At 42.0% G+C, this 15507-nt stretch carries 13 protein-coding genes; 4 read left to right on the forward strand and 9 right to left on the reverse strand.

The window, feature by feature from the left end:
* Nucleotides 1-4: 4 nt before the first annotated feature.
* Genes L3V38_RS17035 through L3V38_RS17045 form a run of 3 tightly spaced genes read right to left on the reverse strand, consistent with a single transcriptional unit; the run spans nucleotide 5 to nucleotide 4757 of the window.
* The gene (locus L3V38_RS17035; protein WP_237120111.1) at nucleotides 5-1030 is read right to left on the reverse strand and encodes a glycoside hydrolase family 16 protein; all 1026 of its coding nucleotides are present in this window, start codon (nucleotides 1028-1030) and stop codon (nucleotides 5-7) included.
* Entirely contained in the window at nucleotides 1021-3537 is a 2517-nt protein-coding gene (locus L3V38_RS17040) for a glycoside hydrolase family 3 N-terminal domain-containing protein (RefSeq protein ID WP_237120112.1), read from the reverse strand. Before L3V38_RS17040 ends, L3V38_RS17035 begins: the two co-directional genes overlap by 10 nt.
* An 8-nt stretch (nucleotides 3538-3545) precedes the next feature.
* A complete protein-coding gene (locus L3V38_RS17045) occupies nucleotides 3546-4757 on the reverse strand; it encodes a sugar MFS transporter (RefSeq protein WP_237120167.1) in 1212 nt (403 codons plus the stop codon).
* A 282-nt stretch (nucleotides 4758-5039) separates the two neighbouring features.
* Between L3V38_RS17045 and L3V38_RS17050 the strand changes: the two genes are divergently transcribed.
* The 3 genes from L3V38_RS17050 to L3V38_RS17060 are packed head-to-tail and all read left to right on the forward strand — an operon-like array spanning nucleotide 5040 to nucleotide 8751.
* The gene (locus tag L3V38_RS17050) at nucleotides 5040-6368 is read left to right on the forward strand and encodes a GH1 family beta-glucosidase (protein ID WP_237120113.1); all 1329 of its coding nucleotides are present in this window, start codon (nucleotides 5040-5042) and stop codon (nucleotides 6366-6368) included.
* A 24-nt stretch (nucleotides 6369-6392) separates the two neighbouring features.
* Nucleotides 6393-7724, forward strand: coding sequence for a glycoside-pentoside-hexuronide (GPH):cation symporter (locus L3V38_RS17055; protein ID WP_237120114.1), 1332 nt, complete (start codon nucleotides 6393-6395; stop codon nucleotides 7722-7724).
* Between the two features lie 22 nt (nucleotides 7725-7746).
* A complete protein-coding gene (locus L3V38_RS17060; protein WP_237120115.1) occupies nucleotides 7747-8751 on the forward strand; it encodes a LacI family DNA-binding transcriptional regulator in 1005 nt (334 codons plus the stop codon).
* Here the strand turns inward: L3V38_RS17060 and L3V38_RS17065 are convergent.
* The 5 genes from L3V38_RS17065 to L3V38_RS17085 are packed head-to-tail and all read right to left on the reverse strand — an operon-like array spanning nucleotide 8732 to nucleotide 14247.
* On the reverse strand, nucleotides 8732-10705 hold the full coding sequence (locus L3V38_RS17065) for a response regulator (RefSeq protein WP_237120116.1): 1974 nt from the start codon (nucleotides 10703-10705) through the stop codon (nucleotides 8732-8734). The genes L3V38_RS17060 and L3V38_RS17065 overlap by 20 nt on opposite strands.
* A gap of 12 nt (nucleotides 10706-10717) precedes the next feature.
* Nucleotides 10718-11179, reverse strand: a complete 462-nt coding sequence (locus tag L3V38_RS17070; RefSeq protein WP_130150803.1) for a response regulator — start codon at nucleotides 11177-11179, stop codon at nucleotides 10718-10720.
* A complete protein-coding gene (locus L3V38_RS17075; RefSeq protein ID WP_237120117.1) occupies nucleotides 11180-12658 on the reverse strand; it encodes a sensor histidine kinase in 1479 nt (492 codons plus the stop codon).
* A 23-nt stretch (nucleotides 12659-12681) separates the two neighbouring features.
* Nucleotides 12682-12891, reverse strand: a complete 210-nt coding sequence (locus L3V38_RS17080) for a histidine kinase (RefSeq protein ID WP_130150801.1) — start codon at nucleotides 12889-12891, stop codon at nucleotides 12682-12684.
* A gap of 12 nt (nucleotides 12892-12903) precedes the next feature.
* The gene (locus L3V38_RS17085; RefSeq protein ID WP_237120118.1) at nucleotides 12904-14247 is read right to left on the reverse strand and encodes a sigma-54 dependent transcriptional regulator; all 1344 of its coding nucleotides are present in this window, start codon (nucleotides 14245-14247) and stop codon (nucleotides 12904-12906) included.
* 184 nt (nucleotides 14248-14431) lie between these two features.
* Between L3V38_RS17085 and L3V38_RS17090 the strand changes: the two genes are divergently transcribed.
* Nucleotides 14432-14944: an NUDIX domain-containing protein gene (locus L3V38_RS17090; protein ID WP_237120119.1), complete on the forward strand. Its 513-nt coding sequence runs from the start codon at nucleotides 14432-14434 to the stop codon at nucleotides 14942-14944.
* Nucleotides 14945-14960: 16 nt separating this feature from the next.
* Here L3V38_RS17090 and L3V38_RS17095 read toward each other — a convergent pair whose 3' ends face one another.
* A complete protein-coding gene (locus tag L3V38_RS17095; RefSeq protein ID WP_237120120.1) occupies nucleotides 14961-15461 on the reverse strand; it encodes a YgjV family protein in 501 nt (166 codons plus the stop codon).
* Nucleotides 15462-15507: the final 46 nt, after the last annotated feature.

The following is a 15507-nucleotide window of genomic DNA, read 5'->3' on the forward strand; positions in this document are numbered from 1 at the left end:
TAATTTATTTACCTTTTATTTGTACTGCTGATGGTTGTGTTGTTGCGCAGCCAATGCCTGTTTCACTATTTTTACTACATTGAAAAACACGCACGTAATCCACCAGCATTTGCTTAGGGTAACCCGTAAAATCAACGCCTTTGTCATTCACATTTGCTGGCCAGTTTCCGCCTACAGCAAAGTTAAGAAGTAAATGAAAACGCTGATCAAATGGAGCAAAGCCAGTATTTTCTATAAACGAGCCGTCTTGTTGTTGTGATGTTGAATACCACTGGTCGTGGCGAAATGTCGCATAGTGAACATCATCAACATACCAACGAATTTCATCTTGCTGCCATTCTAGGGCATACACATGAAAGTTATCAGCTGGGTTATTAGCTTCGCTGAAACGGTACGGCGTACCGCTGTAAACATTTTTAGGTGCAGGACCACCATAATGCAAGGTGCCGTGTACGCGCGTTTCAAGGCTGCCAGCTGGCGCTGTTTTGTCATCAGTGAGAGTCTTTAGATTAACTGCTTCCATGATGTCTATTTCGCCTGATGATGCCCAGCGACCATAACGCCAATCAGTCGGTAACATCCAAATTGCTGGCCACGCACCTTGCCCTGCTGGCAATTTAGCGCGAATTTCAAACCGGCCGTATCGCCAATCAGCTAAGTTTTTAGTGCGTAAACGTGCTGAAGTGAACGGCTGAGTCGCTTGTTTTTCTCGCTCAGCATCGCTGCTCACTTCATCGCTATTATGCAATGGCCCAGTGTATTGCTCTTGGCGAGCAACAATATGCAATAGGCCATCTTTAACAAAACTGTTTTCGCTACGCGCGGTATAGCATTGCTGCTCATCATTACCGCCACCTCGACAATTTACTTCGTGTTGCCACTTAGTTAGGTCGAGATCATTTTGCGAAAATTCGTCTTGCCAAACTAACTGCCAACCTTCTCCTAGGCTGGCTTTGACAGGCGCTGGGGTTTGCTGACAGGCACTAAGCGCACCTGTTAGCAAAATAACAGCATACGATTTTACTGACATGAGAGCGTTGCATCCTCGGTGTGCGCGCTCGTTACTGATAGCTTAGCAATTGATACTTGCCATGCACCTTCAGTGGCTAATTGCCAAGGCGAGAATACTTGCCCAAGCTGCACACCTTGCTCTGCAAAGCAGCTCAAGTCTACGGTTAGCGTTTGCCAATCATTTGCTGCTTTAAGGTGTTTGCTAATATCAAATTGGCCGTCACAGTTTTCACCACATTGCATTCCCAGCATCAGCGGCGCATCAGCAGCTTGGTCTATCTTAATTTGCATTTGCAGTTGACCCGCTTTTTCAACGTATGAGCGTAAATCCGATGGGAACGCCGCCATTAAACGAACTGCAGCCGCTTCTTTACCATTAAAGCTGATTGCGCGCGCATCTTCTTGTACGTCTTTATCAAAGGTTTTTACGCTAACCGCATTAAGTGCTGCACGGCTACTGGTCATGGCTTGTCGCTCAGAACCACTTTGTAGTTGCAGTGACCACGGTGCTTTTACGGCACGCTCAAATAGTACTAAGTCTTCTAATTTAGCGGCAACTTGTGATTTTTCGCTTAAGTCATCTGCTAATGTATTTTTATCTTGGTAAGTTAAACCAAAACCATAAGGCAGCAGTGGCGAGTAACCTTTATCACCACGGTTTTCGTTACCTACAGGGTTATTTGGCCATGAGAACGATAACTTACCTTTAAAGTCATGATTGATAGAGCCATCTTGCTTTTTAAAGATAACATCGCTAATTGCCTCTCCTTCACTCCCTGGTAACCAAGTTGCGACAAACGCATCACTGGCATTCAGCTCAGCATTCACCCACATTGGGCGGCCACTAATAAATAGCGACACCACTGGAATACCAGCATCTTTTAGCTTTTTAAGCAGGGCTAAATCAGTTTTATTACCGCGTTGGTATTCAAGGTTATCTAAATCACCATTACCTTCTGCATATGGTTGCTCACCAAACACCACAATCGCGACATCTGGCTTAGATTCAAATTCGCCATTCACATTGTATTGAACCTGACCACCGGCTTGCTCAACTGTATTTTTGATGCCATCAAAAATTGAAGAGCCATCCGGGAAGTCACTATTTTCGTTACCTGTGCCTTGCCATGTGATTGTCCAACCACCTGACTGCATACCGATGTTATCAGCGCCCTGACCGGCAACTAATACGTTTGAATTTGCTGATAGCGGTAACAACTGTTGCTTATTTTTAAGTAGTACCAGTGATTCACGAACTGCTTGTTTTGCAACTGCGCGATGTTCTGTACTACCAATGATTTCTGTTTTACCTGAAAGCGGACGCTTAGCGGGGCTTGGCTTATCAAACAAACCTGCGCGCATTTTTACACGTAAGATACGTGTTACTGCATCATCGATGCGGCTTTGAGCAATTTCGCCACTTTTAACTTGCTTAATAAGGTTTTCGTAAAGAGGTTTCCATGCATCTGTTGGCACCATGTACACATCAAGACCAGCATTTGCTGCTTGCGCACAGTTGCCATTAGTACACCCTGGAATTTGACCGTGGCCGTTCCAGTCACCAACAACAAAACCATCAAAGCCCATTTTGCCTTTAAGTACGTCGGTAAGTAGGTATTTGCTGCCGTGAATTTTTTCACCGTTCCAGCTGTTGAATGACGCCATTACGGTCTGAGCACCCGCACCTAACCCACCAACATAACCTTGCGCATGAATATCAAATAATTCTTGCTCAGATGCCGTGTTATTACCTTGGTCATCACCGCCTTCAGTACCGCCATCACCTAAAAAGTGTTTCACAGTACTGATCACGCGCTTATCAGATAAAAAGTCTTCATCAACCGCACCTTGCAACCCTTTAACAATGGCTGCCGAGTATGCTTTCACAATTTCAGGGTCTTCAGAATAGCCTTCATAAGTACGACCCCAACGGTCATCACGAACAACTGCGACTGTTGGTGCGAACACCCAGTCGATGCCGGTTACCATCACTTCTTGCGCGGTAGCAGCTGCAATTTTTTCTATTAACTCTGGGTTGTTTGTTGCACCTAAACCAATGTTATGTGGAAATAATGTCGCACCAATAACATTATTGTGACCATGCACGGCATCAGTACCCCACATTGTCGGAATTGAGCTGCCATCAAGCGAGTCATCAATTGAGGCTTGATACATTTTTTCAGCAAGATCAATCCAGTCTGCGGCACTGGCATGTTTATCATTATTTGGGAATGCACCACCGCCATTGAGGTAAGAGCCAAAGCCGTATTTACGCATATCTTCAACGGTAATATCGCGAATTTCTGGCTGAATCATTTGCGCAATTTTTTGCTCAAGAGTCATATTTGCCAGCATGTTTGCAATTTTTGCTTCCATTTCTGGGTTTGCAGCAATACCTGTTTCGATGTTTGGCCAAATTTCTTGCTCAGCGTTCACGTTGGTCACCTTATCTTGCCCAGTACAACCTAGCATGCTGACGCTTGCCATCATTAACGAACAAAGAATGACTGTTTTTTCCAATTTCATTTTTCCACCTATGAAGTCTGAGTCGATACTTTTGAGCCAACCAGCGCAAAGTAAGTAATATATAAGTAACAGGCGATAGGTAAGAACAACGCCATTTGCACACCAACAGAATCGGCTAATACACCTTGCAGTAGTGGAATAATTGCGCCTCCTACAATTGCTAAGCATAAAATGCCTGAGCCTTTTGAGGTGTATTTACCAAGGCCATGTAATGCAAGGCTGAAAATCGTTGGGAACATAATCGAGTTACATAAGCCAACCAGTAAAATAGCCCACATAGCAAGACTCCCTTCACCTGTCATAGCAATTGCAACAAGTACTACTGCAAGCAAGCCATGACATGCCAACACCTTACCTGCATTAAACTTCTGCATCACAGCAGCACCAATAAAGCGACCCACCATGGCACCTGCGAAATAATAACTAATGTAATGAGCGGCTTCTTTTTCTGCGAGGCCAGCAATATTATCTAACGTCAAAAAGCCCACCAAAAAGCTACCAATCGCCACTTCTGCGCCCACATAAACAAAGATACCGATGGCACCTAAAATGAGGTGGCGATAACGCCAAACACTACCTAAATCAACAAAGTCTTCTAAATCTTGATGTGCCGCTTCACTGTCACTTTCTTTACCTAGTTTTGGCAGTTTTAAAAACGCAAAGATAACCGCAAGCACGAGTAAACTTAACGACAACATTAAATAAGGGAGTTTCACTTCTTCAGCCGTGGCTTGGCTTACTTCAGATAAAATCAACCACCCACCAAAAATCGGTGCGACGGTCGTACCTAGTGAGTTGAATGCTTGTGTCATAGTCAAACGCGAAGACGCTGTTTTTTGCGGGCCAAGTACACTTACATAAGGATTTGCAGATACTTGTAAAATAGTAATGCCCGAAGCAAGTACAAACAAAGCCAGTAAAAATAATTCGTATACATGGGCAACCGCAGCAGGGTAAAACAGCGCACAGCCGATAGCTGCAACCACTAAGCCGACCACAATACCAAATTGATAGCCAATGCGACTGACCAACTTGCCAGCAGGGATCGACATCACAAAGTACGCACCAAAAAAGCAAAACTGTATAAGCATGGCTTGCGTATAATTCAGCGAAAACATCCCTTTTAAGTAAGGGATCAAAATATCATTTAAACAAGTAATGAACCCCCACATAAAAAATAATGTGGTCAAGGATGCCAATGCAAAATGTTGCTTTGGCATTGCCGCTTGACTCGCGTTACCCGAAACAGGCGTTGAAACTTGGGCCATAATTTTATTCTCTAGTTATTTATATTTTTCAGTTTGTTACATCAGCTCTAGTGCTAAATCATGATGAATAAAAAAGCAAAAAACTATTGCAACATAAAATGTAAGCGCTTACATTTATAACATATAAATCATATATAGCAATTTATTTGCAATAAAATTGTAAGCGCTTACACCATTTACAGCTCTGTACTTTGGTTTGTCTTACAAACACTATGCGAAGGACGACTAATAACTGTGTATAAATCAATTTCTCTTTTGCCAGACTCATTTTTACTCAAACCTGAATTTACTTTTGGTGTTGCAACTGCGTCGTTTCAAATTGAAGGCGCACGCAGCCAGCGTCTAGATTGTATCTGGGATACGTTTTGTGAAAAGCCGGATGCAATTGCCGATCAAAGTCATGGCGATGTAGCATGTGACCATGTTGCACGTTGGCAGCAAGATGTCGATATGATTGCTGACTTAGCCGTAGATGCTTACCGTTTATCAATTTCTTGGCCACGGGTCATGAATCAAGATGGCACGATAAACAAACAAGGTATGGCATTTTATGTTCAGTTATTAACGGCGTTAAAAGCACGTAATATTAAAACTTACGTCACTCTATACCACTGGGATTTACCTCAATACCTAGAAGATAATGGTGGCTGGTTAAATCGTGATACAGCCTATAAATTTCAAGAATATGCCGAACTTGTTACTCAACACCTTGGCCACTTAGTCGATTCCTTTGCGACCTTGAATGAGCCCTTCTGTAGTGCCTACTTAGGTTATGAAGTGGGTGTACATGCACCAGGTATAAAATCACAACAAGCAGGCCGACAAGCAGCGCATCACTTACTGCTCGCCCATGGCCTTGCCATGCAAGTGTTACGCAAACACTGCCCAGACACAGAAGCGGGTATCGTATTAAACTTCAGCCCAACTTACCCTTTGACTGCGGATGATAAAAAAGCCGCAAAACTTGCCGATCAATACCATAACCAGTGGTATATCAAAGCGGTTTTAGAAGGCACATACCCTTCTTTATTTGATGAGTTGGCTGATGAGGTTAAACCGACTATTCTTGCTGGCGATATGGCGATTATTAGTCAAGCCGTCGACTTTATTGGCGTTAACTATTATACCCGCATACACTACAAAAATACTGCTGATGGCTGGTTTGAAGAAGCAAGCCTTGCGAATGTTCGTGTTACCGATATGGGCTGGGAAGTTTACCCACAAGGTTTAACTGAGCTTTTGGTATCACTGCATCAGCAATATGATTTACCAAAAATGTATATTACCGAAAATGGCGCAGCCATGGCCGACACCTTAGAAAACGGTGAAGTGAACGACATTGAACGCGTTGATTATTATCACACTCACTTAAATGCAGTCTGTGATGCAATTCGTCAAGGTGTTGATATTCAAGGCTACTTTGCGTGGAGTTTAATGGATAACTTTGAATGGGCGTATGGCTACGAAAAGCGCTTTGGATTAGTTTATATTGATTACCAAAGCCAACAACGCATTTTAAAAGAAAGCGCAAAACAATACCGTGCGCTGCTCAAACAGCGATAAAAATAACAACAATCGAGAACACACATGCTGACAACAAAAGAGAAAATAGCCTACGGATTAGGTGATACAGCAAGTAACATTATCTTTCAAACAGTAATGTTATTTTTAACTTTTTTCTACACGGATATCTTTGGTATTTCACCTGCTATTGTTGGCACCTTGTTTTTGGTGGTGAGAATTGTTGATGCGATTACCGACCCACTAATGGGCGCATTAACCGATGCCACGCGAACTAAATGGGGAAGTTATCGCCCTTATTTACTTTGGCTCGCTTTACCGTTTGGGGTGATCAGTATGATCACCTTCACTACGCCAGACTTACCAGAGTCAGGCAAAGTCATTTACGCCTTTGTCACTTATACTTTGCTAATGCTGGTTTACACAGCCATTAATATTCCTTATTCAGCGTTAGGCGGAGTATTAAGTGGCGACCCTAAAGAGCGTGTGTCGATTCAATCTTACCGATTTGTGTTTGGCATGCTGGGCGGCCTAATAGTTAGCGCCTGTACCCTGCCGTTGGTAAATTGGCTAGGAAAAGGTGATAACGCTACAGGCTACCAACTAACCATGGCCTTAATGAGCGGCTTAGGTGTCATCTTATTCTTGATTTGTTTTCGCTTTACCAAAGAGCGTGTTGTAGCTCATAACAGCTCATCGTTGAGTTGGAAGAACCGCATGAGTACACTTTGGCAAAACGGTCCATTTAAAGTGTTGTGCTTTGCTGCACTTATGCTGTTAACCAGTATGGTATTACGTACAACTCTGGCAATCTATTACGTAAAATATGTGCTTGGTGAAGCCGAACTGGTCACTTATTTTGTCACTATCGGTATGATAGGTAATATCCTAGGTTGTGCGTGTGCAAACCCGCTAAGTAAACGTGTTGATAAGAAAACAGCCTATATTCGTTTGCAATATATCTCTGCAGCAATCAGCTGTGTGGCGTTTTGGTTACCAAGCGAACAACTGATACTTGCTTTTGCAGTATACTTTTTATGGTGTTTTTTCACGCAAATGGCAACACCACTACTGTGGGCAAAAATGGCCGACACCATTGATTACGGCCAGTGGAAAACCGGCGAGAGACTAACAGGGCTTGTCTACGCAAGCGTGGTCTTTTTTATTAAACTCGGCCTTGCCCTCGGCGGTGCCATTGCAGGTTGGTTACTAGCGTTTTATGGCTATGAGGCCAATACAGAGCTTAGTGAACATACGCTGTCAGGCATTTTAGTTTCATTTACGCTTTATCCAGCAATTGGCAGCGTGCTTGTCGCTTTAATTATGAAAAGGTATATTCTTGATAATCAAACCGTTGAGCAAATCAGTGCCGACTTATCATTAAAACGTCATCCATAATTGGGTTTTAAAAAGGAATAATATGGCCACCATTTACGAGGTGTCGAAACTAGCTGGAGTGTCTTTGGCAACTGTTTCGCGAGTAATGAATAACAATGCGAATGTCAGTGATGCTACCCGTAAAAAAGTCACTGCGGCAATGAGTGAGCTTGGCTATAGACCAAACTCTATTGCGCAATCGTTAGCGTCGAATTGTTCAAACAGTGTTGGTCTACTTGTTTCTGAATTACAAGGTCCCTTTTACGGTCCTATGATGAGTGGTATTGAAAATATTTTTAGAAACCAAGGTAAACATGTAATCATTGCTGCTGGTCACAGTGATGAAGAGCGAGAAAAGCAAGGCATTGAGTTCCTAATAAGCCGTAACTGTGATGGCCTTATTTTGCATGTTGAAGCTGTCAGCGACGATTACTTAATCAAGCTGAGTAAGGGCCGTGTACCATTTGTGCTCATTAACCGTTTTATTCCAGAATTAAGCGACCGTTGTATTATTTTAAATAACATCAAAGGTGGCTACCTTGCAGCCAAACATGTTTTAGAACAGGGTCACAAAAATATAGCCTATATCAGTGGCCCACTTTGGAAAAAAGATGCTCAAGATCGTCTAGCTGGTCACAAACAAGCGCTTGCTGAATTTAATTTATCATTTAATGAACAACTGCTTTATCAAGGTGACTTTATGGAAACCAGTGGCTTTGATGGATTAAAAACAATCTATCAACAGGGGTTGTCATTTAGTGCCGTTATTTGTGCCAATGATGAAATGGCGACGGGTGCCATCACCAGCGCCAGAGAACTTGGCTTAGCGCTTCCAGAGCAGCTATCAGTGATGGGTTATGATAATGTATTTTTCACGCGCCACATTTATCCGCCTCTAAGTACAATTAACTATCCAATCAATGAAATGGGGAAAATGGCTGCAAACTGGGTTCTAAACCACGTATATCAAAAGCAAACTGAGCCTCTGCAAACTATGTTTGAGCCAAGCCTTGTTGCTCGACAATCAATTAAGCACTGCCCTCAATAAGCTCTGTCAGTAAACCTAGGTTAATTGGCTTTAACAGAACTTGTTCAATGTCCAACTTCTCTATTTTTTCTGGCTCAGGCTCTGCCCCACTGACAATAACTAAGGTTAAGTTGGGGTAGCGTTGCTTAAGCTGTTTTGCTAAATCTAAACCTCCACCATCAGGCAAGTGCATATCAAGCAGTACTTTATTAAACTCAGCGTCTTCATTTAGGGTATTTAAACACGCTTCACAGCTGGCAGCGATTACCGTTTCCACCCCAAGGCTTTCTAATAAAAGCTGGGTGATTTGCGCTGCATCTGTGTCATCTTCAACTAATAAATAACGGGTACTTTTTTGAGTCATCGCCGGACTGTCATCATGCTCAATGACAGGCTCTGTTTTACCTTGGCAAATATAATGATTCAACACCTGATAAAGCAGCCCCGAATCAACGGGCTTGGCGATCATGTCATTAAAACCAAGTGCCGATAGCTCACTTTTAACCCCTTTCATGGTCGCAGCTGTCAGTGCGATAATCGGCTCTTTATAACCCATTTTACGAAGCTCAATTGTCGCCTCTTTACCGCCCATAACAGGCATGTGTAGGTCGATAAATACAATATCGAAAGCTTTGCCTGCTTGTTCTGCTGCAGCAACCTTTTCAATCGCATGTTTGCCATTTTCAGCGTATTCAACATCAGCCCCTGTACTTGCGATCATGTGCCCTACCAAAATACGCAAATCTTTAAGGTCATCTACGACAAGTACACGCCCACTCGTTGACAGTGTTGTTAACTTTTGATGGCAGTCGGGGTTAGAGTCAAACGTCAGCAATTGACGCTCAACATCACGAATGTTGCCAGGATAAATAGATAAAGTAAATTCAGAGCCGACCCCTTGAGTGGACTCAAGCTCTATTGAACCTTGCATACGTGTAAGTAATTCAGAGCAAATAGCAAGACCTAGTCCTGCACCACCAACATCACGCGATTCAACATCGGCAATTTGTTCGAATGGCTTAAAAATCAATGCCTGCTTTTCGGGTGCAATGCCAAGCCCTGTATCTTTAATACTGAAGAACAGCATTTCGCGCTCATTAACCCATGCAGTCCATGCACGCACAACGATCTCACCTTGGTTAGTGAATTTAATCGCATTATTAATGATATTGATGAGGATTTGACGAAGACGAGTGGCATCAGTATTAATAATTAAAGGCAGTGCCTGTTGTGACTCAAACCTAAGTGATAAGCCCTTATCTACAGCTGATACTCGCATTAAAGTGTATACGTCAGCCATTAAGCTATCGAGATTAACATCACAGCAGTTAAGCTCTAACTTATCTGCTGCAATTTTCGATAAATCGAGTACATCATTAAGTAAGCTCAATAGATGCTTACCATTTCGGTAAATGACCCCAAGTTCATTATGCGCATGTTGGTTTTTTTCGCTTTGCATCAACAGTTCGGTATAACCTAATATTGAAGATAAAGGCGTGCGTAACTCATGACTTAAATGCGCTAAGAAGCGATCTTTCGAGCGATTTTCAGCTTCAGCTTTCAAACGTTCAACACGCTCATCTTCTACATCCCGTCTGGCTAGTGCATAACGAATTGCACGGGCAAAGCGGCTTGAACTCATTTCGTTCTTAACTAAGTAGTCAACAGCGCCTGCATCAAGTGCAGCAGAGTCTAAGGTGTCATCCGATTGGCCTGTAAGCATAATGATAGGGCCACGAAACCCATTAGCAACCGCACTTTTTAGTACTTCAAGTCCATCAGAAGCACCGAGTCTATAATCCAATAAACAAATATCGTGTTTATTTTCACTCAACACATTAACAGCTTCTTCAGGGCAGCTAAGCCATTCAACATCAAATGTATGGGAACCCAATTGCTCTAAGTAATCACAAGTAAGAATATAATCATCTTCATCATCTTCAACTAAGAGTAGTCGGGTTACCTTATCTAACATTTGTTGTCCTTTTTAGTCGTTTTGAGGGGTTGGTAATTCAACAAATTCAACCCAGTACTTACCGAGTGTTTTCATCAAATCAACCAAACCATCGAAGGTCACAGGCTTTGTGATGTAAGAAGCAGCGCCTAAGTCGTAGCCTTTAACCATATCTTCTTCTTGCTTTGATGTAGTTAAAATAACAACCGGAATACCTTTTAAATTTGGGTTTGATTTAATCGCTTCTAATGCCTCTCGACCATCCATACGCGGCATATTTAAATCAAGCAGAATAAGCCCTGGTCGAGGAGAATTCTGCTTATCGCTAAACTTCCCTTTACGCTCTAAATATTCAAGTAACTCAACGCCATCTTCGACAAAAAATAACTCATTAAGAACGCGGCTTTCTGCAAGCGCATCTTGAGTTAATAAACGATCGTCCTCATCGTCATCAGCCATTAAAATGGTAATAGGTTTAACTTTGTTAAGTGGCATCTAAGCCTCTCCTTGTAATGTGAAAAGCGATGTTTCCACGGGTAGTTTAAGAATGAAGGTTGCCCCTTCACCAACGCGACTGCTCGCCGTAATTTCTCCACCATGACGCTCAACTATGCGGCGACACACAGACAAGCCGATACCTGTACCTTTGTATTGCGAACGACCATGTAATCGCTGAAATGGTACAAATATTTTTTCAAGATATTCTTCCGAAAAGCCAATGCCGTTATCTGATATGGTGATAACTTCCCATTCAACATTACTATTATGGTTCGGACTAAATTCTTCAATACGCTCATAATCAATGCTAATAAGCGGTGCGACATCTTCACGTCTAAATTTCACTGCATTGGACAAGATATTTAAGAAAAGCTGTAGCATTTGGCTTGGGTCAGCCTGAATATGCGGCAACGTCATAACACTGACCTCTGCACCAGCTTCTTTAATCGCGATTTCTAAATCATCCAGCACTTCATCGACGATGCTATTTAAATCTGTGTCTATAAAGTCTTTACCCCGGGTAGTTACACGTGAGAACTCAAGTAAGTCATTTATAAGGTTAGACATGCGCTGAGCTGCATTTTTCATCCTATTGATGTAATCAATGCCTTTCTCACCTAAGTCATTCTTAAACATACTCTCAAGGCGATCACTAAATGCTTGAATTTTTCGAAGCGGCTCTTGCAAATCATGGCTAGCTACAAAGGCAAATTCTTCAAGCTCTCTATTAGAGCGGCTAAGCTCATCAGCATAAATCGTCAGTTCTTGAGTACGTTCATCAACTTTGGCGGCTAAGCTTTCATTTTGTCTTTCTAATTCTAAGCGATATTTAGCGGCATTTTGCAGGTTAGTTCGCGCTAAAATAAACATACCGATTAACAGTAAAGAACTGGTCACAGCCGTGATAGCAAAGGTGATTTTAGCTTCATTTTTAATTTCAGAAAGGGCGGCAAACGTTTCAATTTTAAAGTTAAGCTCACGCATTTGAATTTCATTAACCGCAGCACGAATATCTTTATACAATTCGCGCCCTTTGTCTGTTAGCAATAATCGACGCGCTCTCACGTCTTTATTCTCTAAGGCAAGATCGGTTGTTTTAGCCATAACAGCCACTTTGTCGTTTACTAAGTGGATAAAACGCGCAATACGATCGGCTTGTCCAGGTATTTCTGAGTGCAAACTTTTCACAAGCATAATTTGTGCTTGCATCGTAGCCATTGCATCCGTGTATGGTATTAAATAATCCTCACGATCTGTCAGCAAATAACCTCGCTGCCCAGACTCAGCCTGTACAACAGACAGGTGTAACTGCTCAATAGCTGTGTTTAATGAATTTGTGTTATCAAGACTGCTTTGTGTGTCGCTCAAAGAGCGTATGCTATTAATTGCTAAGAATGCATTCGCCACAACGATACACAAAACGACACTAATAAACCCTGCCCAGCTAACTGTTATTTTACCCTTTTGCTTATGCATTTTTTTCCCAGTTTCTATGCTGCTTACTCATCGGAGTGAGTGTCACTTATTTTTTGTAATTGCTCGCTACATTGCTGGCAATTAATAATTATTTTATCAAGGGCTGCAAGTGCTTTATCTTTCGGCATATCATTTTCTAATACGAGCTTAACTAACTCTGCATTCATCGAAATACGGTTTAAGGGTGCACGTGCATCGTGCACCAACTGACGTAAAGACTCGTTATTATTCATAGTATTCCTTTGTTATTTATATTCGCTGATGCCTCCATAAGCATTCAAACGGTTATACAATGTTTTTGTGCTGATCCCCAACATCTGGGCGGCAATTGTCTTGTTACCTTGTACTTTATCTAAAGTTGCATGGATCAACTCTTTTTCAACTTCTTCAATCGTTTGCCCTGCCAGCACTTGATTATTCGATTGAGTCTCTTTGTTTACCCGCGAAAATGGTGACTCTAGCGAATCAGGCAAGGTAATAGTGCTTCCTTTTGGATCACTCATAATAAATGCACGGTGGATAGCATGGCGCAATTCTCGTACATTACCAGGCCAGTCATGCCCTTCAAGTACCTTTATCTGACTTGCTTGCCATTTAAAGCTGGTTCCATTTTCGTCATTTAGTTGATCTAAAAATGCCTCTGCGAGCAATGGAATATCTTCTTTTCGCTCGCGCAATGGGGGAATATCAATTGGAAAAACCGCCAAACGAAAATAAATATCTTCGCGGATCACGTTATTTTGTGCAAGGTCAGTTAACGTTCTATTGGTTGCTGAAATAACACGGCAGTTTACCGCTTGCTCTTTCGTGCCACCAACACGCGTAACCCTTTTACTTTCAAGTACACGTAATAAGTTTGGCTGCATATCAATAGGCATTTCTGTTACTTCATCTAAAAATAACGTGCCCCCTGCAGCTTGCTCAAACACCCCTTCTTTACGAGCGACAGCTCCCGTAAACGCACCTTTTTCGTGACCGAATAATTCACTACCAATCAGTTCTTTCGAGAATGCACCACAGTTAGTCGCAACCAAAGGACCATCGCACTGCGTGGCGTTGTGAATTGCTTGTGCAACCACTTCCTTACCAGCGCCACTTTCACCCATTAGCATAACGTTAGCCGATGTTGCCGCAACCCGCTCAATCATAGTGTAAAGCTTTTGCATAACCTCTGACTCGCCAATTAGAGTACCAAAATGACGTTTAATACTCGGTGTTGCTTTTTTCTTAGTGTTGGCTTTTTTAGGATTTAAAACCCGTTCAATATCTTCGCGTTGGAGTGGTTTTACAAGGTGTCCCACATTAGGTTCACACATTTCTGCGAGCTTACCTTTCACTGACGGATGACCCGAAATTAAAGTAACGCGAGGAGATTGACCAATTAGTTTAAGATGCTCAAGTAAATGTAAGCCGCTGCCATCTGGTAGCATAAAGTCTAAAAAGACATGATCAAATGTATTGTTCTTAAACCACTGTTCTGCTTCTGCAAGATTTGCAGCTGTGTTTATATTATGACCTAGGAACTCGACTATATGACATACAACTTCACTAAACTCACTATCATCATCAACTAAAAGTACGTTTAACATATTAATTCCCTGAGCTTTTTCAACCATTCTACGCATTTATTTGGAAATGAAAACTACCTGCGCCGAACTACAAACCAATACTTTTAAACTATATTACCCTACAAGTACCACTTTAGGGTAAGTTTAATTAAACTTTCATAACCCTGTATGATGCAGATCTATAGATTAAGCCAAGCTGTATACTATGAAACTATTAAGAAAAGTTACCCACCCTAGCATAAATGACGAAAACAAAAGTCAGTTCACCCGTGAAACCGCCCGTGCGGTCATTTTAAAAGGTGAAAAAATCCTCCTGCTTTACACAGCTCGCTATGATGGCTATAGCTTGCCTGGCGGCGGAATTGACACTGGTGAAAGTGTTGAAGAAGGATTAATACGCGAGCTGCAAGAAGAAACGGGGGCACAAAATATTAAAATTAAAAAACCACTTGGTCTCTATGAAGAATTAAGGCCTTGGTATAAAGATGACTTTGAGTGTATACACATTAAATCCTACTGCTACTATTGCGACATCGATGAGCAGTTGGCTTTGCCAAAAATGGAGCACTACGAAATACAAAATGGCATGCAACCCAAATGGGTAAATATCCATAGTGCAATTGCTCACAACGAAACCACAATGGCAATGAGCGAGAAGCAAGGTTTGTCGATTCAGCGAGAAACTTTTCTACTCAAACTCATCGCTAAAACTATATAAAAATGAATACATTATATTATGGCGTTACTGTTCTTGGATTAACATAAAAACGCCATAAGCCCAGAAGATTACTCAATAGGAAAACGGTTTCCATGACCACCGCAACAGGCGAAAAAATAAGTAAGTTGTGCGTTATCCAACAAACAGTACCCACAACCATCAAGCAACGAAGTAATAGATCTTTGCTCTGAAATGAGGCATATGTTTGAACCAAGGTCGCAGTCAGTGCAATAAAACTGAACCAACTTTGCCATGTAATAAGCACTGCAAAAACACTTAAACCCATAAAGCCATACATTACCCACTGCTTTCGAGCAAAAATGCAGTAGCCGTAGCGTAGAGCAGCTATCAGCATCAGTGCTGCTGCGCTTAAATTATCAAGCAACAAAAAATGTATCGACGTTAGCAAAACCGAGCTAAACAAACACATTAAAATAATCTGACGAGATTTAAACTGGAACGAGGCTAAATCGAGTAAAGTAGCAACAGCAACCAAACATTGCGACAAAATAAACATGACAACTCCTGAAAAAACAGCAGTGTAATGCGCCGCACTCTATCGC

Origin of the sequence: Pseudoalteromonas sp. L1 (genome assembly GCF_021728095.1) — a bacterium.
In the GTDB taxonomy this organism is placed as follows: Bacteria; Pseudomonadota; Gammaproteobacteria; order Enterobacterales; family Alteromonadaceae; genus Pseudoalteromonas.

Coding starts and splice junctions, on each gene's coding strand:
- L3V38_RS17035 (WP_237120111.1), bottom strand. CDS start 1,030: ATGTCAGTAAAATCGTATGCTGTTATTTTGCTAACAGGTGCGCTTAGT.
- L3V38_RS17040 (WP_237120112.1), bottom strand. CDS start 3,537: ATGAAATTGGAAAAAACAGTCATTCTTTGTTCGTTAATGATGGCAAGC.
- L3V38_RS17045 (WP_237120167.1), bottom strand. CDS start 4,757: ATGCCAAAGCAACATTTTGCATTGGCATCCTTGACCACATTATTTTTT.
- L3V38_RS17055 (WP_237120114.1), top strand. CDS start 6,393: ATGCTGACAACAAAAGAGAAAATAGCCTACGGATTAGGTGATACAGCA.
- L3V38_RS17060 (WP_237120115.1), top strand. CDS start 7,747: ATGGCCACCATTTACGAGGTGTCGAAACTAGCTGGAGTGTCTTTGGCA.
- L3V38_RS17065 (WP_237120116.1), bottom strand. CDS start 10,705: ATGTTAGATAAGGTAACCCGACTACTCTTAGTTGAAGATGATGAAGAT.
- L3V38_RS17070 (WP_130150803.1), bottom strand. CDS start 11,179: ATGCCACTTAACAAAGTTAAACCTATTACCATTTTAATGGCTGATGAC.
- L3V38_RS17075 (WP_237120117.1), bottom strand. CDS start 12,658: ATGCATAAGCAAAAGGGTAAAATAACAGTTAGCTGGGCAGGGTTTATT.
- L3V38_RS17080 (WP_130150801.1), bottom strand. CDS start 12,891: ATGAATAATAACGAGTCTTTACGTCAGTTGGTGCACGATGCACGTGCA.
- L3V38_RS17085 (WP_237120118.1), bottom strand. CDS start 14,247: ATGTTAAACGTACTTTTAGTTGATGATGATAGTGAGTTTAGTGAAGTT.
- L3V38_RS17090 (WP_237120119.1), top strand. CDS start 14,432: ATGAAACTATTAAGAAAAGTTACCCACCCTAGCATAAATGACGAAAAC.
- L3V38_RS17095 (WP_237120120.1), bottom strand. CDS start 15,461: ATGTTTATTTTGTCGCAATGTTTGGTTGCTGTTGCTACTTTACTCGAT.